The sequence below is a fragment of the Micromonospora sp. WMMD558 genome, from assembly GCF_049315255.1.
Lineage (GTDB): Bacteria > Actinomycetota > Actinomycetes > Mycobacteriales > Micromonosporaceae > Micromonospora.
Genome location: NZ_CP186061.1, coordinates 2,580,247 through 2,600,762 on the forward strand (window position 1 = coordinate 2,580,247; position 20,516 = coordinate 2,600,762).

The window sequence follows — 20,516 nt, forward strand, 5'->3', positions numbered from 1 at the left end:
GGCGGCAGCGGTCCGGTTGTCGGGTGGGTGCCGTCCGCCGAAGACCGAGGGGGAGGACGCGTGGCTGGGAACCACCGGGACGCCGGCTCGGCCGAGCGGCCGTTGCGCATCGCGATGGTGGTCCCGCCCTGGCTGTCCGTGCCCCCGCCGGGGTACGGCGGGGTCGAGCAGACCGTCGCCGGCCTGGTTGACGCGCTCGTTGACCGGGGTCAGGCGGTGACCGTGTTCGGCGCCGGCGAGCACCACGGCACCGGCGCGAGCTTCGTCTCCACGGTCCCCACGCTCCAGTACGACCGGCTCGGCGAGTCGCTGCCCGAACTGGCCCATCTCGCCCGGGTGGACGACCTGATCGGCCCGGCCGACTTCGACGTCGTCCACGACCACACCACCATCGGTCCGTTGCTGGCCGGGCGACGCGCCGTGCCGACGGTCGCCACCGTGCACGGCAACCCGGTCGGGGAGTACGGCACGGTGCTCGGCTACACCGACCACGGCGTGGGCCTGGTGGCCATCTCGCACGCCCAGCGGCGGCTCAACCCGCGCCTGCCCTGGGTCGGCACCGTCCACAACGCGCTGGACATTCCCGGCATCCCGCACAAGAGTGCCCCGGCCGCCGAGGGGCCGGTGCTCTGGCTGGCCCGGTTCAGCCCGGACAAGGGACCGGACATCGCGATCCGCGCCGCCCGCGCCGCCGGCCTGCCGCTGGTGCTCGCCGGCAAATGCAACGAGCCGGCCGAGCGCCGCTACTACCACGAGGTGATCCGGCCGCTGCTGGACGACGACGTGACGCTGGTGCTCGACGCGGACCGCCGGGCGGCGCTGCGTCTGCTCGTCGAGGCCCGGTGCCTCATCATGCCGATCCAGTGGGAGGAACCGTTCGGCATGGTGATGCTGGAAGCGATGGCCACCGGTACGCCGGTGGTGGCACTCCACCGGGGAGCCGTATCGGAGCTGGTCCGCCCCGGCGTGACCGGCCTGGTGTGCGAACGGGCCGACGAACTGCCCGGGGCGCTGCGCGCCGCCATCGACCTCGACCCGGCGGCCTGCGTCGCCCACGTCGCGGAGCGCTTCTCCACCGCTCGGATGGCCGCCGGCTACGAGGAGGTCTACCGGCGCTTCATCACCGCGCCGGCCGTCCCCGGTAGCGCCCGCGAGCCCGCCCGCGTCGCCGTTCGCTGACCCGTCCGTAGGGCCTGCCCGGCAGTCGCAGCCCGGCCCGGCCGGGACTTCGACCCGGGTGCTAGGCCCGCGTCGCGGCGAGGTCGGCCATCGCGGCGTCGAGCTGCTCCGCGTACGACTCGCTGATCGCGCCTTCGCCGAGGCGGACGGCGACCTTCTCGCGGAGCCTGGCCACCCGCTCGGCGAGGTCGTCTCCGCCGGTGCGCGCGGCGCCGGTGAGGTTGCGCAGCTCGTTGCGGAAGTCCAGGCCGACGTCGGAGCGGATGCCGCCGTCGCTGAGCCCGGCGCCGATCACGCCGTCGAGCCGGTTGGCGGCGTCCAGCAGGGTCCCGGGGTCGGGGCTGTGCGCCGGGTCGGCCGGGCGTGCCGGCGGCGTCCGCGTCGGTGGTGGCGGGTGGTCGGGCACCGCCGAGGGGACCGGTCCCGCCGGGCCGGTGGTGGGCGACGACCGGGGCGGGGCGTGATCATCCTCCTGCCGCAGCGCCGGCGTCGCCAGTGTCACGCCTACGACGAGCACGACCGGCACGATCAGCACCGGTCGCAGCCGGCGCCCGCGGAGCCGGCCCGGCCCTCCTCGCCTCTCCGTCCTGCTGGCCGCCCCGGTCGGACCCGCGTCAGCATCCTCGCCCCGAGGGACGGCCGTCTCCCCGGCCGGCTCGGGCCGGACGTCCTCAAGGGCCGGTGGGGCGAGGGCGGGCAGGGTGACGGTGGGCGCGAGCATCGTGGCGGCCTGCGGATCGGCGGGGAGCAGCTGATCGCGCAGGACCGTCGCGACCTGCCGGGCGGTCGGCCGCGCAGCCGGATCCCGGGCCAGACACCGCAGACAGATCCGCGCCACCTCGGGCGGCAGGCCCGGCACGTCGGTCAGCGAGGGTGGTACGCCCTCGGCCAGTGCCGCGCTGAGCTGCTCCCAGGTGTCGGCGGGGTACGGCACCCGGCCGGTGAGCGCCTCGTGCAGCAGAACGCCGAGGGAGTACACGTCGGTGGCCGGCTGGGCGGACGCGCCGTCGAGCCGCTCCGGTGCCACGTACGCGGGTGTGCCGAACGTGCCGCCGTCCTCGTCCTCGTCCGGTGCCCCGATCCGCGTGGCGATCCCGAAGTCGAGCACCTTCGCACCGGTGCGGGTCATCATCACGTTGGCCGGGGTGACGTCCCGGTGCACGATGCCCAGCCGGTGCGCCGCCGCGAGCGCGTCGGCGACCTGCGCGCCGATCTCGACGGCCTCCGCCCACGGCAGCGGGCCCTCGGTCAGGCGCAGCTCCAGCTCCTCACCGGCCAGCAGTTCCATCACCACGTACGACGTGATCGAGCCGTCCGGCGCGACCGTCTCGCCGTAGTCGTGGACCGCGGTGACGTGCGGGTGGACCAGTTGGGCGGCGGCCCGGGCCTCCTCCCGGACCATGTCCCGGAAGCGGGCGTCGGCGGCGAGCGACGGCACCAGGACCTTCAGCGCGACGATCCGGTCGAGTACCTCGTCCCGGGCCCGCCAGATGACCGACATGCCGCCGGCGCCGATCTGGTCGATGAGCCGGTACCTGCGGGACAGCAACCGGCCGGGATGGAGTGCCGGCTTCACGGATCACACCTGCCTCGGGGTGGGAGCGCTATCAGGTTGCGTGAATGTTTCCGCCCTGTCAACGGCCCCCCGGTCCCACCGGGAGAGGCGTGCGGCGCGGCCGTGCCAGGATGAACGGCATGGCGCGGGGACCGGTGGCGTTCGTGCTCGGGGGCGGCGGCGTCCTCGGCGCGGTCGAGGTGGGCATGCTGCGTGCCCTGTTCCGCGCCGGGATCCAGCCCGACCTCGTACTGGGCACGTCCATCGGCGCGGTGAACGGCGCGCTGGTGGCCGCCGACCCGTCCGAGGCCGTCACCGACCGCCTGGTCCGGCTCTGGGCGTCGCCCGAGGCGAGTGAGGTGTACGGCGACTCGGTCGCCCGGCAGCTTCGCCGGTTCGCCGCACGTACCCACCTGCACTCGCCGCGCCCCCTCCGCAAGCTGCTCGAGAACGAGCTCGGCGTGGACACCACCTTCGCCGACCTGCGCGTGCCGTTCCGCTGCTGCGCGGCGAACATCGAGCGCGCCGCCGAGCACTGGTTCGACAGCGGGCCACTGGTGCCGGCCGTGCTCGCCAGCGCCTCCGTGCCGGGGCTGCTGCCGCCGGCCCGCATCGCCGACCAGCACTACATCGACGGCGGCATCGTCAACTCCATCCCCATCGGCGAGGCGGTGGCGTCCGGGGCCGGCCGGATCTTCGTCCTCCAGGTGGGCCGGATCGAACGAGAGCTCACCCCGCCGCGGCGGCCCTGGGAGATCGCCCAGGTCGCATTCGAGATCGCCCGCCGGCACCGGTTCGCCCGGGAGATGGCGGCGGTGCCCGACGGGGTCGAGGTGCACGTGCTGCCCACCGGCGGCCTCCGACCCCGCGACGACTCGCCCTGGGCGTACCGGGACATGGCGGCGGTGGGGCGGCGGATCAGCCGCGCGTACACCGCGACCCGGCACTACCTGGCGCAACTGGACAGCTGATGCCGTTGCCGCCCCGGTGGTTGCGCCGGCTGCTCCTCGCCCCCGGCGTCGTGCTGCTCGCCGTCACGGTGGTGACCACGGTGCCGGCGTGGGCCCTGCTCGCCCTGGCCGCCTCGCCGTTCGTCCCGGGCCGGCTGCGGCCCCTGCGGGTGCTCTGGGTGGCCGCCGTCTACCTGGTCTGGGACGCGGCGGCGCTGCTCGCGCTCTTCCTGCTCTGGGTGGCCTCCGGTTTCGGCTGGCGGGTCCGGTCCCCGGCCTTCCAGCGGGCGCACTACTTGCTCGCCGGCTGGTTCCTGCGGGTGCTGTTCTGGCAGGCCCGGTGGACCCTGCGGCTCTCCATCGACGTGGCCGGCACCGACCCGGACACGGCGCTCCCGGGCCGGCCGGAACTCGTGCTGTGCCGGCACGCCGGTCCGGGCGACTCGTTCATCCTGATCCACGCCCTGGTGAACTGGTTCCGGCGGGAGCCGCGGATCGTCCTGAAGGACAGCCTCCAGTGGGACCCGGCGATCGACGTCCTGCTCAACCGGCTGCCGAACCGTTTCATCGCGCCCGGCCACGACGGCCGCGGCTCGGTGACCGAGCAGATCGGACACCTGGCGACCGGCCTGGACGACGACGACGCGTTCGTGATCTTCCCGGAGGGCGGCAACTTCACCCCGCGCCGCCGGCTCCGGGCCATCGCCCGGCTGCGTTCACTGGGCCTGGAGCGGATGGCGCTGCGCGCGGAGCGGATGCAGCACGTCCTCGCCCCGCAACCCGGCGGTCTGCTGGCCGCGCTGGACGCCGCCCCGGACGCCGGCATCATCTTCGTGGCGCACACCGGGCTGGACCGGATGCTCACCGTCACCGACGTGTGGCGTGAGCTGCCGATGGACAAGCGGATCGTGATGCGCTTCTGGTCCGTGCCCCCCGAGGAGGTGCCGGCCGGCCGGCAGGAGCGCATCGACTGGCTCTTCGACTGGTGGGCCCGGATCGACGCGTGGATCGCCGCCAACCGGGACGGCCCCGCGTAGGGTGCGGTCGTGGACCAGATCTGCGTGGTGACGACGGTGGTGGATGCGCGCTCCGTCGCGGACGTTCTCGCCGCCGCGGCGGTGGCCGGCCGGCTGGCGGCGTGTGCCCAGGTGGGAGGCCAGGTGGACAGCACCTACTGGTGGCGGCAGGGCGTGGAGACCAGCACCGAGTGGTCCGTGCAGTTCAAGACCGCCCCCGACCGGGCCGCCGCGCTGGTGGAGCAGATCCGGGCCAGCCACCCGTACGAGGTGCCGGAGATCCTGGTGACCCGGGTGGAGAGCGGCAACCCCGACTACGCCGCCTGGGTGTACGAACACACCCGCCCCTGACCACTCGATCGCTTGATCGACTCCATGCCGGCGGCATCGGCGGCGGCCCGGGCCGGGGGGCTCGTGGCGGCCGCCGACGCGGAGACCCACGAGCTGCCGCTGTCGATCGTCGGTCGGGACTAGGTACGCGCACTCTGGTCCGGTGATCTCCGCTGGTCGAGGATGGCCGCGTGGAGAACTCCGCCTACCCCTGTCCCGCCTGCGGTGCGCCGGCCGATCTCGGCACCGGCTGCTCCGGGTGCGGCCGCCCGCCGTACCCGCCCGCGGCCGAGGTGCTCCGGCTCGACCGGGAGATCGTCACTCTCGCCGGGGAGGTGGAGCGGGCGCGCCAGGCGTACCAGCAGATCGCGGACCGGCTGGGTGCGGCCCGGCGGCGCCGGACGGAGCTGGCCGCCGCGATCCGCGCGGAGTTCCCGGCACCGGCGCGGTCCGCGGTGCCGGTTCCCGCTCGGCCACCGGCGCCGGGCCGTCCGGCCGCGCTGCCGGTGGCCGGGCCGGTTCCGGCGCGGCCCGGTGGCGCGGAGACCTCCACCCGCACCGTGCAGGGCGTGCTGTTCGTCCTCGGTGGACTGCTGCTCGGCACCGCCGCCGTCGTCTTCACGGCGGTGGCCTGGGCGACCGTCGGGGTCGCCGGCCGGGCGCTGATCCTGGCGGCGGTCACCGCGCTGTTCCTGGCCGTCCCGCTGGTCGCGGTGCGGCGCGGGCTGCGGGGGACCGCGGAGACCATCGCCGCGGTGGGCCTGCTGCTGGTGTTCCTGGACGGGTACGCCGCCTGGACGGTGGACCTGGGCGGGGTGACCGGCTGGCCGGGCACCCGGTACGCCGCGCTGGTCGGGGGGGCCGGCGCGGCGGTCGCCGCCGGGTACGCCCGGCTCAGCCGGCTCACCGTGCCCTGGTTCGCCGCCCTGCTGGCGGTGCAGCCGGTGCTGCCCCTGTCCGCGGCCGAGGTCCGGCCGTCGGCGGGCGGCTGGGCGGTGGTGCTGGTCGGCGTGGCCGTCGTGAACCTGCTGGTGGTGGTCGCCCTGCGCGCCGGCCGGGGGGCTGCCGTCGCGTCGGAGGCCGAGCACGACGGTACGGCGGCGCAGTCCGAACCCGACACGGTGCCGGGGACGGGCACGGTGCCGGGCACGATCGGCGGGGGGCCGGTCGTCCTGGCCGGGCTCGTGGTCGCCTGGCTCGGGTACGCCGCCGCGCTGACCTTCGCCGCCGGCTGCGCGCTGGTGCCATTGGCGGCCGGGCGGTTCGCCGGTACGCCGCTGCTGGCCGGGTTGCCGCTGCTGCTGGTGTCGGCGACCCTCCTCGCGGCGGCCCTACTGGCCGGCGGGCCGGTGTTCCGGGGCGTGGCGGGCGCGCTGCTGGTGCCGGTGCTGGCGGGCGCACTGCTGCGCCCGGTCGCGGAGCTGCGCGAGGGGCTGCTGCTGGGGCTGTCGGCACCGGTGGTGCTGCTCCTCGCCGGGGTCGTCCGGTTGCTGCCGGCCCGGTGGCGCACCGGTCCCCTGGTCGGGGCGCTGGTGGTGACCGGCATCCTGGCGCAGGTCGCGGCGGTGACGGTGGTGACCCTGGCCGGGGGTGCGGTCGTCCGCTCGCTGCCGCCGTGGCAGGGCGCCGGGCCGGGACCGGTGCTCGACTGGGGATGGCAGCTGCCGGTCGCGGTGGCGGCCGTCGTGGCCGCCGCCGGCCTGCTGCTGCCCCGAGCCGTACGGCTTCCGCTCGCCGCGGCCGGCGCCGGCGCGACGGTGCTCGCCGTGCCGGCCGGGTGGGCCGCGCCCTGGCCGGCGGTGGTGACGCTGGACCTCGTGGCGGCGGTGGCGCTGCTCGGATTCGCGGTCGGTCGCCGGCCGGCCCGGTCCGGGCCGGTCCTCGCGTCGGCGGTGACCGGGGCCGTTCTGCTCGGGCACGGGCTGCTGGTCGGTTTCGCCGCGCCGGCCGGCGCCGGAGCGGCGCTCGCGGTGGCCGGGCTGGTCGGGCTCGTCGTCGCCGCGCTCGGCCGGCGCGGCACCGGTGTCCAACGCGGCGTCGCGGGCGCCGGCCTCGCCGCCGTACTGCTGGTCGTGCCGGCCGGCGCCACCCTCGCGACGTTCGCCGGGGGCGCGCCGGAGTGGTGGCAGGCCCGGGCCGCGCTCGCTGCCGCCGCACTGCTGCCGGCCGGACTGCTCGCGGTCCGTCGACACTGGCCGGACCTCACCCGGTACGCGTCGACCGCGCTCGCCGTGGCGGTCGTTCCGGTCGGCCTGGCACCGGCGCTGGTGGACGGTGAACCGCTGTCGCTGTACGCCGCCGTGGCGGCCCTGCTCGCCATGCTCGGCCCCGTCCTGGGCGGGGACCACGCCGCCCCGAGCGCCGTCGGCCGGAGCCTGTCGGTGGTGGCGGTGGCGGCCCTCCTGCCCGTGGTGCTGACCGCGCTGCTCGCCCCGTACGGCGACGTGCCGGTCTGGTCGGGGGTGCCGGCGGTCGAGGCGGCGCCGGACGACGTCCCGGCCGGGCTTGCGCTGCCGGTGCTGGCCGCCGCCGTGGCGCTGGCCGCCGCGATACGGGCCCGCGGCGACGGCGGGGTGTCCGCGTCCGGCCGGTCGACCGACCCGGAACGCGGCACTCCGGGGCCATCGGAGGGCGGGACGGCCCCGCCTGTCGCTCCCGGGGTCGGACAACCCGGCGGCTGGCGGTGGTCGGCCGCGCTGCTGGCGGCGCCGTTCCTGGCGGCGGCGCTCCCGGTGCTGCTCCGGTCGGCGGGCGCGCCCTGGCCGGTGCTGCCGGCCGCGGTCCTGCTGGTCGGGGTGGTCGCCGTGCTGGCCGCCGCCCTGCCCGCCCCGCGTCCGCTGCTGGTCCCGGTCGCCCTGCCGCTCGGGCTGGTGTTCACCGGCGCCGGGCTGTCGGGCCTGCTGGCCACCCGGGCCGGCACCCTGACCGGCCTCGCTGCGCTCGTGGTGACCGGCACCGTGGTCGGGGTCGCCGGTCGGCGGGCCGTCGCCCGGCTCGCCGGGGCTCTCGCGGCGGTCGTGGCGGTGACCGCCCTCGCGGTCACCGCGTCGCTGGCCGCGGGCCTGCCGCTGCGGGCGGCGGCGTTCTCGGTGCTCGCCGTCGCGGTGCTCACGCTCGCCGTCGCCGCAGCGCTGCCGCGTCCGGTGCCGGGCGGGCCGGGTCCGGCGGACGCCGGCCGCGGGCAGGGCACCCCGGCCGCGCCGGGCCCCGCCGTCCCGGCCGCACCGGGCTCCGCCGTCCCGGCCGCACCGGGCTCCGCCGTCCCGGCGGGCGGCGGCTCGGGGGCGACCGGAACGGCCGTGACGACGCGACAAGCACTGGACGCCGCCGCGCAGGCCGTCGCGGTGGTGGCGTTCCTGCTCGCCGTGGAGTCGCTGCGGCACGTGGCCGCCGTCTGCGTGCTGTGGGGCGCGGCCGTCGGGCTGCGCCTGCTGCGCCGGGGCGAGCCGGTCGAGTTGCGCTGGCTGCTCGCCGCCGTGGCCGGGGGCAGCGAACTGCTCGGCACCTGGCTGCTCCTGGCCGCCGGCGACGTCGCGGTGCTGGAGGCGTACACGCTGCCGGCGGCGGCGCTCGCCCTGGTCGCCGGGGCGGTGGCGCTGCGGACCCGGCCCGGCCTGACCAGCTGGCTGGCCATCGGGCCGGGCCTCGCCGCCGGGTTGCTGCCGACCCTCGCGTCGGTGCTGGTCGCCTCGGATCCGCAGCCGCTGCGGCGGCTCCTGCTCGGGCTCGCGGCGCTCGCGGCGGTGCTCGCCGGCGCCATCCGGCGCTGGCAGGCGCCGGTGGTGCTCGGCGCGCTGACGCTCACCCCGCTCGCGCTGCACGAACTGGCCCGCACCTGGGACCTGCTGCCCCGGTGGATCTTCCTCGCCGCCGGTGGGCTGGCGCTGATCGGCCTGGCCGCCACGTACGAGCGGCGGCGGCGGGACCTGGCCCGGCTGCGGGCCGCCGTTGGCCGGATGAGCTGACCGGCCGGGCCGGGGCGCCGGCACCCTCGCTCGTCCGGGCGGTGGTGGTGGCTCCCCGGCACCGGTAGGGCACGCCCTACCAAAGATCCGGGGGCATGCGGGATTACCCAGCGCATCCGGTTCCGCGAGACTCGGTGACGGGGGTCGGGCAGTCCGGCGCGACCGAGGCAGGGGCGGTGCAGCATGCGGGAACTCGTGGCGGAACGACCGGCGCGGCAGGGCAGTGACTACGCGGAGTTGTCCCGGCGGATCCGATCGGCGGGCCTGCTGGACCGCCGTCCGGCCCGGTACGCGGCCCGGATCGCGCTGACCGCCGGGCTGTTCGCCGCCGCCTGGGCCGCGGTCGCGCTGGTCGGCGACTCCTGGGCCCAGGTGGCGGTCGCCGTCCTGATGGCGGTGGCCAGCACCCAGGTCGCCTTCCTCGGTCACGACGCCGGACACCGGCAGATGTTCCGCCGGCGTGGGCCGAGTGAGCTGGTCGGCCTGCTCGCCGGCAACCTCGCCGTCGGACTCAGCTACGGCTGGTGGGTCGACAAGCACAACCGGCACCACGCCAACCCCAACCACGTCGACGAGGACCCGGACGTCGGTGCCGGCGCGCTGGTCTGGACGGAGGAGCAGGCCCGGGCGACCCGGGGCTTCGCCCGGTGGCTGGCCCGGCGGCAGGCGGTGCTCTTCTTCCCGATGCTGCTGCTGGAAGGGCTGAACCTGCACGTGGCGAGCCTGCGGGCGGTGCTGGGCCGCGATCCGGACGGGCGGTTCCGTACGCCGATGCGGCACCGGACCGTCGAAGGAGCGCTGCTGGCCGCGCACACCGTCCTCTACGCCGGCGGCCTGCTGCTGGCGATGTCGCCGGTGAAGGCGCTGGTCTTCGCCGCCGTCCACCAGGGGCTGTGGGGGCTGTACATGGGGTGCTCGTTCGCCCCGAACCACAAGGGCATGCCGATGCCGTCCGCCGACGACGACCTGGACTTCCTGCGTAAGCAGGTGCTGACCGCGCGCAACGTGCGGGGCGGGCGGATCGTCGACGCGGCGCTGGGCGGCCTCAACCTCCAGATCGAGCACCACCTGTTCCCGAACATGCCGCGCGGGAACCTGCGCCGGGCCCGGCCGGTCGTCCGGGCGTACTGCGCCGAGCGGGGGGTCCCGTACGTCGAGGTGGGGCTGGTCGAGTCGTACCGGCAGGCGCTGGCGCACCTGCACGAGGTCGGCCGCCCGATTCGAAGCGTTCGGGGTCGGGTGCCTCCCAGGAGTTGAACTGCGGCGCGCCCCCGACGTCCGCGCGTCACACGCCGCCGCCGCTGGTCAGCGTGCCGGTTGAGGCTGCCGGTAGGGTCTCCCCATGGCAGAGGCGCTCACCGCGGAGGCGGTACGAGACGAGCTGACCGGGCTGCCCGACTGGTCCGGTGACCAGGCCGGGATCGCCCGCACCGTGGAGCTGGCCAGTTTCCCGGACGCCATCACGCTGGTGGACCGGGTGGCCGTGGTGGCCGAGGAACTCGACCACCACCCCGACATCGACATCCGCTGGCGGACGGTGACCTTCTTCTGTGTCACCCATTCGGCCGGCTGCGTCACCCACCGTGATCTGGACCTCGCGCGGCGGATCGACGGCATCGTGGGGGAGGTCCGATGAGATTCGAGATCAGCAAGGTGCTCGACGCCATCGAGGGCCGGGTGTGCACCGACCCCTCGCTGGTCCGGGCGGTACTCGACCTGGCCGAGGTGATCCGGTACCAGGACATCGACGGTGGCCGGCCCGCCAGCCTGCTCCGGCTCGGCATGGTGATCGACGCGCTTTCCCGCGAGTTCGAGGAGGACAGCGTTCCGGTCTACGCCGTGGTGCACCGGGCCCTGCTCTCCGACGCCGACCTCACCTCGAACGAGCGCATGGTGGTGCGCCGGTGGGCCGACGACGGGCTGGTCGAGGTGCTCGACAACCCGGGTGACCGGATGCTGGAGGTGGCCGACCTGCTCGGCCTGCCGGTGCTCAGCCGGGCTCGCCTCGACGGGCTGCGCGGGCGCTACCCGTGGGTGACCGACCAGCCGGGCCGGGTGGTGGCTCCGGTGCCGGGTGCGGGCGGGCCGGTCTTCGTCGCCCACGTCGGCGGCGGGGACACGCCGGTCGCCGGGGAGCGGTCGCCCGCCGGCGCGAAGCTGCTGGCGCGGAACTGGCGGTGCCCGGAGTCCCCGTGCGCGCTGTTCGGCCAGGGGGGTGGGGGTGGTGCGTTCGCCGACCTGGCGGCGGTCACCGACCGGAGCCCGGTGACGCAGCCGCCGCCCAGCCTGCGGAACGGCGTACCGACCTGCCCCCGGCACGGTGCCCGGTTGAGCGACGCCGGCCCGCGACCCCGTTCCGAGGTGCTGGCGGTCCGCATCGGCGGCCTGATCCGCCGCCGCTTCGTGCTCACCGACCAGGAGCCGGTGCTGGTCGGCCGCGCGCCGGACGCCGCCGACGGCATCGTGCTCGGCCAGTGGCTCAACGACGAGGCCCGCCGCTGGATCAGCCGTAGCCACCTGAAGCTGGAGCTGCGCGTCGGGGAGATCATCGTGACCGACGTCAGCACGAACGGCTCCGGGATCCGGCCGGGCGGGTCGATGGCCGAGGCGGAGCGGATCCCGCTCAAGCCGCAGCAGTCCCGGGTGCTGGCCGAAGGGGACATGGTCGAGCTCTACCCGGGCGTCCAGGTGGGCCGCCCCGACGAGTTGCCGGCCGGCGCGCCGTACACGCCGGCGTCGGTGATGGCCGAGGCGCCGACCATGGCGATGCGCCTGCCCCGCTGACATCCGGACGACGAAGGGCGCCGGGATCATTCCCGGCGCCCTTCGTGGCGTACGACGATCAGCCGGCCAGCACGGCCGCCAGCTGCGCCACCGCGTGGTCGATCTCCTCCTCGGTGATGACCAGCGGCGGGGCGAGGCGGATGGTCGAGCCGTGGGTGTCCTTGGCGAGGACGCCGCGCTCCATCAGCCGCTCGCACGCCTCCCGGCCGCTCATCAGCGCCGGGTCGATGTCCAGGCCGGCCCACAGACCCCGGCCCCGGACGGCGAGCAGACCCTTGCCGACGAGCGCCTGGAGGCCGGCGTGCAGCCGGGCGCCCAGCTCGGCGGAGCGGCGCTGGAACTCCCCGGTGGCGAGCAGCCGGACGACCTCGGTGGCCACCGCGCAGGCGAGCGGGTTGCCACCGAAGGTGGAGCCGTGCTGGCCCGGCTTGAGCACACCGAGGATCTCGGCGTCCGCCGCGACGGCCGACACCGGGACGATGCCGCCGCCGAGCGCCTTGCCCAGCAGGTACATGTCCGGCACGACACCCTCGTGCTCGCACGCGAAGGTCGCGCCGGTGCGGCCCAGGCCGGACTGGATCTCGTCGGCGATGAACAGCACGTTCCGCTCGGTGCAGACCCGGCGTACGCCCGGCAGGTAGCCCTCCGGCGGTACGACCACGCCCTGCTCGCCCTGGATCGGCTCGAGCAGCACCGCGACGGTGTTCTCGTCGATGGCGGCGGTCAGCGCGTCGAGGTCGCCGTAGGGGACGACCGTGAAGCCGGGCGTGTACGGCCCGAAGTCCGCCCGCGCGTCCTCGTCGGTGGAGAAGGAGACGATGGTGGTGGTGCGGCCGTGGAAGTTGCCCTCGGCCACCACGATGTTCGCCTGACCCGGGGCGACGCCCTTGACCTGGTAGCCCCACTTGCGGGCCACCTTGATGCCGGTCTCGACAGCCTCGGCGCCGGTGTTCATCGGCAGCACCAGGTCCTTGCCGCAGAGCTGGGCCAGCTCGCGGCAGAAGTCGGCGAACTGGTCGTGGATGAACGCCCGGCTGGTCAGCGTCAACTTGTCGAGCTGCTCGTGCGCGGCGCGGATCAGCTCGGGGTGCCGGTGGCCGAAGTTGAGCGCCGAGTACCCGGCGAGGCAGTCGAGGTAGCGACGGCCGTCCACGTCGGTCAGCCAGGCGCCCTCGGCGGAGGAGATCACCACCGGCAGCGGGTGGTAGTTGTGCGCGGTCCACCGCTCCGCGTCCCGGACGGCCTCGGGCGTCCGCAGCTTGTCCTCGATCACTTGCTCGCCTTTCCCTGACGGAGTCGCAACGTGCAGCACTTCGGTCCACCGCCGGCCTTGCGCAGCTCGGACAGGTCGACACCGATGGTCTCGTAGCCCCGGTCCCGCAGCTTGGCCGCCAGGCCGGTGGCCTGCGCCGGCAGCACGACGTGCCGGCCGTCGCTCACCGCGTTGAGGCCCAGCACCTCGGCGTCGGCCATGGTGGCGTGGACCGCGTCCGGGAAGAGCCGGCGCAGCACGGCCTGGCTGCCGGGGGAGAAGGCCTCGGGCAGGTACGCGACCGTCCGCTCGTCGAGCACGGTCAGCGCGGTGTCCAGGTGGTAGAAGCGCGGGTCGACCAGCTGCATGGTGATCAACGGGTAGCCGAAGACCTCCTGGAGCTGAGCGTGCGAGGCGTGCGCGGTGCGGAACCCGGTGCCGGCGAGCAGGTGGTCGCCGACCAGCAGGACGTCGCCCTCGCCCTCGTTGACGTGCTTCGGGTCGTACATCTCGAAGCCGGCGCTCTCGAACCAGGCCCGGTACGCGGGCGCCTCGTCGGCGCGCTGCGGGTCCCGGAACTGCACGGCCATGGCCTTGCCGTCGATCACCGTGCCGCCGTTGGCGGCGAAGACCATGTCGGGCAGGCCCGGCACCGGAGTGATCTCCTCGACGGTGTGGCCCAGGTCCCGGTAGATCTGGCGCAGCTGCTCCCACTGCCGGATCGCCAGGTCGGCGTCCACCGGCGCGGTCGGGTCCATCCAGGGGTTGATCGCGTAGTCGACGGCGAAGTACGTCGGCCGGCACATCAGGAAGCGCTGGCTGGTGGCGTCCATCGTCATTGTCCTGCTCCCAGGGGTCGGGCGCGCCCGGCCACCTTCGGCCCGCGGGCTGGCGCCGTTGCTCAACGGTATGCGGCGCCGGCCGGCGGGATCCACCGCAGGAAGTTGCACAGGACGTCGGATCGTTGCGTGTAGCCGTGGGTCGGCGGCGTTTCGTTGCGTCACCGCGTCCCGACGCCGGAACCACTTCGGGGGCGGCGAACCGCCGCCCCCGAATCAGGGTGTGCCCGGCTGGTGAACCACCAGGCTGGTCGGGCTGTGCCGGTGCACCACCGGCGTCGCCGGCGCACCGCCGGCGAGCCGGACAGTGCCCCCTAGAAGCGATCCACAAACTGTGAGTCGAGCCACTCCCGGAAGCGCGCCACCCAGTCGCCGTCGGTGGTCGGCCAGTCGAACTGGCCGGTCATCGCCAGCACGCCCAGGACCACGGCACCCAGGCCGGCCACGATGCCCAGCAGCGCGTCGGTCGTCCCGGCGACGTGCCGGCGCCGGGTCGCGGCCAGGCCGAGAACGGCGAGGACCGCGCCGACGGCGCCGAGCCCGATCCCGTACCCGGCGAGGGTGCCGGTGAGCACGAACAGCACGCCGGCCACACCGGCGATCAGGCCGAGCGTGGCGAGCAGGCTGGACCGGGGCTTCGGGCCGGCGACCACCGGGCGCTCCGCCCGGTCCGGCACACCGTCGCGGTCCCGGTCGACCCGCGCCGCGGCGGCGTCCCGGTCCGGGTCGACCGTCCGGCCGTCGAGCGTCCGCTCCTGGGCCGGGTCCGCGACCGGAGTACGGCGGGTCCCCTCGTCGGACCGGGCCGTCGCCGCGCGGGCCACGGCGGCCCGGCGGGCGGCGTCGGTGTCCCGGCCCTCGGCCGGCCCCGCGGTGCTGCGGTACGTCGTCTGCTCGTCGGTCCGGTCGGTCACCACCGGGCGCGAGGTCCGGGTCGTGTCGTCGGCGCGGTCGGTGGCGCCGTCGTGGCTGGCGGCCGCCTCGCCGGTGCGGCCGGTGTCGTCAGGCGCCGGTGCCGTCCGGCGCGAGAGGGAAGGAATTCGAACCACGTCACACCTCCTGAGGAATGCGCCGGCGGCCGGTGGAACGGGTGGCGCCCGCGCGGTAACGGTGGAGAGGTACCCAGACGTGACGATCGCGACACCCACCCCGTCGGGGACGCCGGGCGGGCGGCGCTACCGTTGCCGCCGTGCCAGAGGGACACACCATCCACCGCCTGGCGGCCCGGCACGCCGAGCTCTTCGCCGGGGACAAGGTGCACGCGGCGAGCCCCCAGGGCCGCTTCGCCGAGGGCGCCGCGCGGCTCACCGGGTCCGTCCTGGAGCGCACCGAGGCGTACGGCAAGCACCTGCTGCACCACTACCCGGGTGAGCTGACCCTGCACGTCCACCTGGGCCTGTACGGCAAGGTCACCGACGGGGCCGGCGAGCCACCGGACCCGGTCGGCCAGATCCGGCTGCGGCTCACGTCCGACCGGCACTGGCTGGACCTGCGCGGCCCCACCGCGTGCGAGCTGCTCACCCCGCCGGAGGTGGCCGCGCTGCGGGGGCGGCTCGGCCCGGATCCGCTGCGCGCCGACGCCGACCCGGAGCGGGCGTACGCCCGGATCTCCCGCAGCGCGACGCCGCTCGCGGCGCTGCTGCTCGACCAGTCGGTGGTGGCCGGCACCGGGCTGATCTTCGTCACCGAGGCGCTGTTCCGGGAGGGCCTGCCGCCGACGATGCCGGGCCGGCGGCTCACCCCCGCCGGCTGGGACCGGCTCTGGGCGGACCTGGTGACGCTGATGCGGCAGGCCGTCGAGCGCGGCCGGATCGACACCGTCCGTGACGCCCACCTGCCCGAGGCGATGGGCCGGGCGGCGCGGGTCGACCGGCACGGCGGCGAGGTCTACGTCTACCGCCGTCCCGGCGCGCCCTGCCACGTCTGCGCCACTCCGGTCAGCCGGGGCACCCTCGCCGGCCGCAACCTCTACTGGTGCCCCACCTGCCAGGCCGCCTGATCACCGAGCGGCCGGCGGGTCAGCGGAGGCGGCGGATGTCGCCGTACGCCCGGTAGAAGCCGCCCCGGCCGGCCTCCCGGACCTCGGTGACCACGTAGCGCGCGCCGACCTCCCGGATGCCCTTGGGGAACTGCACCGCCCAGTCCCGGTGGTAGCCGGGGGAGAGGACCTGGATACGCAGCCGCCCGCGGTCGTCGACGCACTGCACCACCACGCCGTGCCGGTCGTCGCTGGTCACCTCGACCGTCGCCCAGGCCGCCGGCTCGGGCAGCCGGGCCGGCGCCTTGACGTCGACCACCTCCGGGACGTCGCCCGCCTCGGCGGCCCGGATCGCCGGCTCGCTGGCGTCGATGCAGGCCAGGTGCCCGCTGGTGGTGACCACGTAGAGCCGCTCGTCGTGGTACTGCATCGAGTACGCCGAGCCGCAGCCGGTGCCGAGCTTCCACAGCCGGGTGCCGGCGGCGTCGAAGCAGTAGATCGAGGACTGGCTGTCGCCGGCGAAGACGTACCGGCCGCCCTCCGCGGTGGCGCAGGAGAAGACCGGGGCGTCGCAGTGGTACGTCCGCTCGGCGCGGCCGTCCTTGCGCAGGCGGACGACCTCCCGGCTGCCGGTGCCGGCGAACACCGCGTCCCGCTCCTGCCAGCCGAAGAGGACCGAACCGGTGCGGGTGTGCCACAACTCCGCCCCGGTACGCCAGTCGTAGCCGGTCACGCCCTGCGAGTGGCCGTGGTAGAGCGCGTCGGCGTCGCAGCGGACCATCCACGCCGACCGCCCGCGCCCCGCCCGCCGCCACAGGAACTCGTCCTCGTGGTCGATCGCGGCGATGCCGCCGTCGGCGTCGGAGACACCCAGGACGCCGTCGTGGATGTCCAGCCAGTAGATGTCGATCTCGGGGGCGATCGCGTACGCCGCCCGGGGCACCTTGCCGGAGAGGTCGTAGACGTTGCCGTCGTCGCAACCGGCGTAGATCCACGCGTCGTCGGCGACGATGCACTTCACCCCGTCCGGGAGCCGGACCTGGTCGAGCACGCGCGCGTCGTGCCCGAGGGTGGTGATGACGCCGTGCTCGTTGCCGACCATGCACGTCCGCCCGTCGACGAAGATGCCGAACGCCGGGGCGCCGGAGTCGTACCGCCAGAGCACGGGCGCGGTGCGGGCGGTGGACCGGGTGCTGACGATCTGCCGCCGGGACACCGCGCGCTTCTGCCGGACGCCGCGCACCGCCGGGGCGTACCCCTTGCGGACCTTCTCGCCGATCTTCTTGGCGGCGGCGGCGCGGGCCCGGGCGTTGTCCGGGTACGTCGTGGTCTTGACCTGGCCCTGGTCGCCGATCCGGCCGTAGCGCACGGTCATCGCGGTGTCGGCGACGACGACCTCGTAGAACTTGTGCGCGCTTCCGTCCACTTCGGACAGTTCGAGGTAGGTCGTCTCCTGCGACATGGGTGCCTCCGAGGGGGATCGGCGCCGGAAACCGGCACTGCGACAGCGCGCACACGCTAACCGCGCCCACCGACAGGATCGGGTGTGGACACGGCACCCTGCCACGCAGGAGGGGCGTTGACGTCGTTAAGAAGGGGCCCTTTCGCTACCGGAGGCGTTAAGTAGGGACCCTTCCTTACCGGTTGGCGGCGGCGAGGGCGTCGACGGCCTTGCGGGCGGCGATCAGCACCGGATCCCAAGCCGGCGCGAACGGGGGCGCGTAACCGAGGTCGAGCGCGGTCATGTCGTCCACCGTCATCTTGTTCCACAGCGCCACGGCCAAGGGGTCGATCCGCTTCGCCGCCTCCGACCAGCCGACGATCTGCGCGCCGAGCAGCCGCCCGCTGGTCTTCTCGGCGATCAGCTTCACCGCCATCGGGCGGGCGCCGGGGAAGTAGCCGGCCCGGTTGGTGGACTGGGCGATGACCGAGACGAACTCGAAACCGGACGCCACGGCGTCCCGCTCGCGCAGCCCGGTGCGCCCCACCTCCAGGTCGCAGACCTTGGTGACGGACGTGCCGATCACCCCGGGGAACGTCGCGTACCCGTCGCCGATGTTGATGCCGGCGACCCGGCCCTGCTTGTTGGCGTACGTCCCCAGCGGCATGTGCACCGGCATCCCGCTGACCCGGTGCAGGGACTCCACGCAGTCCCCGGCGGCCCACACGTCCTCGACACCGGGCACCCGCATGCGCCGGTCCACCCGGATTGCCCCGCTGGGACCGATCGGCAGCCCGGCCGCCTCGGCCAGCCCGACGTTGGGGCGGACGCCGAGGCCGAGGACGACCACGTCGGCGGGGACCGGCCCCTCCGTGGTGACGACGGCGGACACCCGCCCGTCCCGCTCCTCCAGCCCGATGACCGAGAGGCCGGTGCGGATCTGCACCCCCAGGCTGCGCATGGCGTCGCTGACCAGCTCGGCCATGTCCGGGTCCACCGTCGACATCGGCTGCTCGGCCCGCTCGATGAGGGTGACCGACAGCCCGCGCCGGAGGATCGCCTCCGCCATCTCGACTCCGATGTAGCCGCCGCCGACGACCACCGCGTTCCGTGGCTTCGGGGCGGCCTCCAGCCACTCGCGCAGCGCGGCGCCGTCGTCGAGGGTCTGCACGCCGAACACGCCGGCCACGTCGGTGCGGGCCCAGTCCGGCTTGATGGGTGTCGCGCCGGTGGCGTACATGAGGCTGTCGAACCGCTCGCGGACCTCGCCGCCGCCCTCGAGGTCCCGGGCGACGACCTCGCGCCGGTCGAGGTCGATGGCGGTGACCTCGTGCCGCAGTCGCACGTCGATGTGGAAGTCGCTCCGGAACGTCTCCGGGTCGCGGGCGATGAGCTGCTCGGGGTCGGGCACCACGCCGCTGATCCAGTACGGGATGCCGCACGCCGAGTACGACGTGTAGTGGCCCCGCTCGAACGCGACGATCTCCAGCTCGTCCGGGCCACGGCGGCGTCGCGCCTGGGACGCCGCCGTCATGCCGGCGGCGTCACCACCGATAACGATCAGTCGTCGCGTCACGTGCACCATCCTGTCACGGAACGTCGTCAGCCACGGGTCTGCCGGGCGACGTCCTCCACCACATCCGTCAGTTTCCCGGTCCGGGCGAAGACGGCACGCTGCCGCGCCGCGCCGCTGCCGTGCCGGCGCAGCTCGCCCAGCAGGTCGGTCACCTCGGCCAGGTCGCCGTGCCGCTGCAGCGCCGGGCGCAGCTGGTCGACGAGCTGGTCGAGCAGGTCCCAGGCGGGTCGCAGCTCACCGTCGGTGGGGTCGACGCCCTCGCCCTCCAGGCCGTCGTGGGCGGCCCGCCAGTGCGCGGCGACGAGCAGGTGGTGGTCGGTGCGGATGGCGGGGCGGCCCGCCGCGATGTCCGCCATCGCGGTCGCGACCAGCGCCCGGACCAGGGCGGCGACCAGCACGGCGTCGTCCACCGACGGGCAGACGTCCCCGATCCGGATCTCCACGGTCGGGTACTTCGCCGACAGGCGGGCGTACCAGTAGAGCATCCCCTCGTCGAGCATCACGCCGCTGGCGATGAGCTGCCGGATCAACCGTTCGTAGTGCTCGTGCGACTCCAGGAACGGCGTCGGCGCCACCGACGGCCAGCGCTCCCACTCCACCGACCGCCAGCTCGCGTAGCCGGTGTCCGCGCCCCGGGCGAACGGGGAGTTGGCGGTCACCGCGTGCAGCACCGGCAGCCATGGCCGGACGTGGTTGAGCACCTGCACGCCGGTCTCGCCGTCCGGCACCCCGACGTGCACGTGCATGCCGTTGTTGCCGGGACCGGGCACCAGCAGCCGGAACCGCTCGATCATCCGGTCGAAGCGGGGCTTGTCCACCACGGGTGGCACCGGCCCGTCGGCGGGGCCGGTCCCGATGGCCAGCAGGCGTACGCCCGCCCGCTCGGCGGCGTCGGCGAGTGCGCCACGCAGCACGCCCAGCGAGTGGCGGATCGAGCGCAGTTCCAGGCCGGGCGGGCTGCCGATCTCGATCTGGCTGGTCTGGAACTCCCGCTCGACCTGGCCGCGCAGCTCGGGCGGGACCTGCTCCATGACGAGGTCGACCGCCGGCACGGCGACCCCCGTGTGCGGGTCGACGAGCAGGAACTCCTCCTCGACACCCACGGTGAGCAGGTCGGTCCCGTCGGCCGACGCGCTCGGCGCCGTCACCACCTGACCGGTCATCGGGAATCACCGTCCGTCTCGGCCGGACGCGGTCCCTCCGCGCCGGATCGGTCCGTCGTTACCCACGGTGGCGCCGCCCGGAAACGCGGCAGCGGCGTGTCGTCATCACAGCGGGTGACGTGACACGTCCGCATAGCCTGGTCTCCGTGACCGGACGCGCGTCGACCTCCCGGCCCGGCTGGGCCGGGACCTCGACGTACGCCCGCGGAGTGCTGCTCGGGTGGTGGGCGGTCACGCTCGCCGGGCTGACCGTCGTCGTCGACCATCCGTCCGGGCTGCTCGCCGGCGCGGCGCTCGTGCTGCTCGCCACGCTGCTCGCGGTGCGCATCGTCGCGGTGCCGGCCGCCGGGGCGACCCGCGCGGTGTGCGCACTCCGGGCGCGGGCGCGGGCCCGCCGGGTGCCGCGCCAGGTGGACCCGGACGCGTCCGGCCGACCCCGCCCGCGGGCACCCGGCGTCCTCCCCTCGGCCGCGTAGGCACAGCCCGGC

General features: G+C 75.1%; 17 protein-coding genes. 10 read left to right on the forward strand and 7 right to left on the reverse strand.

Annotated elements, in window-relative coordinates:
* The first annotated feature begins 114 nt into the window (after nucleotides 1-114).
* A complete protein-coding gene (locus ACN26Y_RS12630) occupies nucleotides 115-1,179 on the forward strand; it encodes a glycosyltransferase (RefSeq protein ID WP_155334053.1) in 1,065 nt (354 codons plus the stop codon).
* Nucleotides 1,180-1,240: 61 nt separating this feature from the next.
* Here the strand turns inward: ACN26Y_RS12630 and ACN26Y_RS12635 are convergent, their stop codons facing one another.
* Entirely contained in the window at nucleotides 1,241-2,755 is a 1,515-nt protein-coding gene (locus ACN26Y_RS12635; RefSeq protein WP_422734748.1) for a protein kinase domain-containing protein, read from the reverse strand.
* Nucleotides 2,756-2,874: 119 nt separating this feature from the next.
* On the opposite strand from ACN26Y_RS12635, the gene ACN26Y_RS12640 reads away from it, so the two are divergent.
* The 7 genes from ACN26Y_RS12640 to ACN26Y_RS12670 all read left to right on the forward strand — a co-directional run bounded on the left by ACN26Y_RS12640 (nucleotide 2,875) and on the right by ACN26Y_RS12670 (nucleotide 11,779).
* Nucleotides 2,875-3,705, forward strand: coding sequence for a patatin-like phospholipase family protein (locus ACN26Y_RS12640; protein WP_155330470.1), 831 nt, complete (start codon nucleotides 2,875-2,877; stop codon nucleotides 3,703-3,705).
* Complete coding sequence (locus ACN26Y_RS12645; protein ID WP_155330471.1) at nucleotides 3,705-4,721, forward strand: 1-acyl-sn-glycerol-3-phosphate acyltransferase; 1,017 nt, start codon at nucleotides 3,705-3,707, stop codon at nucleotides 4,719-4,721. The genes ACN26Y_RS12640 and ACN26Y_RS12645 overlap by 1 nt, the downstream gene beginning before the upstream one ends.
* Before the next feature lie 9 nt (nucleotides 4,722-4,730).
* Nucleotides 4,731-5,051 carry a divalent-cation tolerance protein CutA gene (gene cutA / locus ACN26Y_RS12650; protein ID WP_155330472.1) on the forward strand — a complete coding sequence of 107 codons (321 nt, stop codon included), beginning with the start codon at nucleotides 4,731-4,733 and terminating at the stop codon, nucleotides 5,049-5,051.
* 170 nt (nucleotides 5,052-5,221) lie between these two features.
* Nucleotides 5,222-8,995 carry an SCO7613 C-terminal domain-containing membrane protein gene (locus ACN26Y_RS12655; protein WP_422734749.1) on the forward strand — a complete coding sequence of 1,258 codons (3,774 nt, stop codon included), beginning with the start codon at nucleotides 5,222-5,224 and terminating at the stop codon, nucleotides 8,993-8,995.
* Nucleotides 8,996-9,178: 183 nt separating this feature from the next.
* Nucleotides 9,179-10,252, forward strand: a complete 1,074-nt coding sequence (locus ACN26Y_RS12660) for a fatty acid desaturase family protein (protein WP_155330474.1) — start codon at nucleotides 9,179-9,181, stop codon at nucleotides 10,250-10,252.
* A gap of 85 nt (nucleotides 10,253-10,337) precedes the next feature.
* Entirely contained in the window at nucleotides 10,338-10,631 is a 294-nt protein-coding gene (locus tag ACN26Y_RS12665; protein WP_155330475.1) for a 4a-hydroxytetrahydrobiopterin dehydratase, read from the forward strand.
* Nucleotides 10,628-11,779, forward strand: coding sequence for an FHA domain-containing protein (locus tag ACN26Y_RS12670; protein ID WP_155330476.1), 1,152 nt, complete (start codon nucleotides 10,628-10,630; stop codon nucleotides 11,777-11,779). The genes ACN26Y_RS12665 and ACN26Y_RS12670 overlap by 4 nt, the downstream gene beginning before the upstream one ends.
* 58 nt (nucleotides 11,780-11,837) lie before the next feature.
* Here ACN26Y_RS12670 and rocD read toward each other — a convergent pair whose 3' ends face one another.
* The 3 genes from rocD to ACN26Y_RS12685 all read right to left on the reverse strand — a co-directional run bounded on the left by rocD (nucleotide 11,838) and on the right by ACN26Y_RS12685 (nucleotide 14,919).
* On the reverse strand, nucleotides 11,838-13,052 hold the full coding sequence (gene rocD / locus ACN26Y_RS12675; protein WP_155330477.1) for an ornithine--oxo-acid transaminase: 1,215 nt from the start codon (nucleotides 13,050-13,052) through the stop codon (nucleotides 11,838-11,840).
* Nucleotides 13,049-13,864, reverse strand: coding sequence for a dimethylargininase (ddaH, locus tag ACN26Y_RS12680; RefSeq protein ID WP_422734926.1), 816 nt, complete (start codon nucleotides 13,862-13,864; stop codon nucleotides 13,049-13,051). Before ddaH ends, rocD begins: the two co-directional genes overlap by 4 nt.
* A gap of 320 nt (nucleotides 13,865-14,184) precedes the next feature.
* The gene (locus tag ACN26Y_RS12685; protein ID WP_422734750.1) at nucleotides 14,185-14,919 is read right to left on the reverse strand and encodes a thrombospondin; all 735 of its coding nucleotides are present in this window, start codon (nucleotides 14,917-14,919) and stop codon (nucleotides 14,185-14,187) included.
* A 140-nt stretch (nucleotides 14,920-15,059) separates the two neighbouring features.
* Here ACN26Y_RS12685 and ACN26Y_RS12690 point away from each other — a divergent pair, with 140 nt between their 5' ends.
* The gene (locus ACN26Y_RS12690) at nucleotides 15,060-15,869 is read left to right on the forward strand and encodes an Fpg/Nei family DNA glycosylase (protein WP_422734751.1); all 810 of its coding nucleotides are present in this window, start codon (nucleotides 15,060-15,062) and stop codon (nucleotides 15,867-15,869) included.
* A gap of 19 nt (nucleotides 15,870-15,888) precedes the next feature.
* On the opposite strand, the gene ACN26Y_RS12695 is transcribed toward ACN26Y_RS12690, so the two are convergent.
* From ACN26Y_RS12695 to ACN26Y_RS12705, 3 genes are all read right to left on the reverse strand, one after another.
* Nucleotides 15,889-17,310, reverse strand: a complete 1,422-nt coding sequence (locus ACN26Y_RS12695; protein ID WP_155330481.1) for a WGR domain-containing protein — start codon at nucleotides 17,308-17,310, stop codon at nucleotides 15,889-15,891.
* Between the two features lie 175 nt (nucleotides 17,311-17,485).
* Nucleotides 17,486-18,865: an FAD-dependent oxidoreductase gene (locus tag ACN26Y_RS12700; protein WP_155330482.1), complete on the reverse strand. Its 1,380-nt coding sequence runs from the start codon at nucleotides 18,863-18,865 to the stop codon at nucleotides 17,486-17,488.
* Between the two features lie 26 nt (nucleotides 18,866-18,891).
* Nucleotides 18,892-20,028 (reverse strand): carboxylate-amine ligase, encoded by a 1,137-nt coding sequence (locus ACN26Y_RS12705; RefSeq protein ID WP_155330483.1) that lies wholly within the window; start codon nucleotides 20,026-20,028, stop codon nucleotides 18,892-18,894.
* Between the two features lie 146 nt (nucleotides 20,029-20,174).
* On the opposite strand from ACN26Y_RS12705, the gene ACN26Y_RS12710 reads away from it, so the two are divergent.
* Complete coding sequence (locus ACN26Y_RS12710) at nucleotides 20,175-20,504, forward strand: DUF6412 domain-containing protein (RefSeq protein ID WP_230688975.1); 330 nt, start codon at nucleotides 20,175-20,177, stop codon at nucleotides 20,502-20,504.
* Nucleotides 20,505-20,516 lie beyond the last annotated feature (12 nt).

Coding starts and splice junctions, on each gene's coding strand:
- ACN26Y_RS12630 (WP_155334053.1), top strand. CDS start 115: ATGGTGGTCCCGCCCTGGCTGTCCGTGCCCCCGCCGGGGTACGGCGGG.
- ACN26Y_RS12640 (WP_155330470.1), top strand. CDS start 2,875: ATGGCGCGGGGACCGGTGGCGTTCGTGCTCGGGGGCGGCGGCGTCCTC.
- ACN26Y_RS12645 (WP_155330471.1), top strand. CDS start 3,705: ATGCCGTTGCCGCCCCGGTGGTTGCGCCGGCTGCTCCTCGCCCCCGGC.
- ACN26Y_RS12660 (WP_155330474.1), top strand. CDS start 9,179: ATGCGGGAACTCGTGGCGGAACGACCGGCGCGGCAGGGCAGTGACTAC.
- ACN26Y_RS12665 (WP_155330475.1), top strand. CDS start 10,338: ATGGCAGAGGCGCTCACCGCGGAGGCGGTACGAGACGAGCTGACCGGG.
- ACN26Y_RS12670 (WP_155330476.1), top strand. CDS start 10,628: ATGAGATTCGAGATCAGCAAGGTGCTCGACGCCATCGAGGGCCGGGTG.
- ddaH (WP_422734926.1), bottom strand. CDS start 13,864: ATGGACGCCACCAGCCAGCGCTTCCTGATGTGCCGGCCGACGTACTTC.
- ACN26Y_RS12695 (WP_155330481.1), bottom strand. CDS start 17,310: ATGTCGCAGGAGACGACCTACCTCGAACTGTCCGAAGTGGACGGAAGC.
- ACN26Y_RS12705 (WP_155330483.1), bottom strand. CDS start 20,028: ATGACCGGTCAGGTGGTGACGGCGCCGAGCGCGTCGGCCGACGGGACC.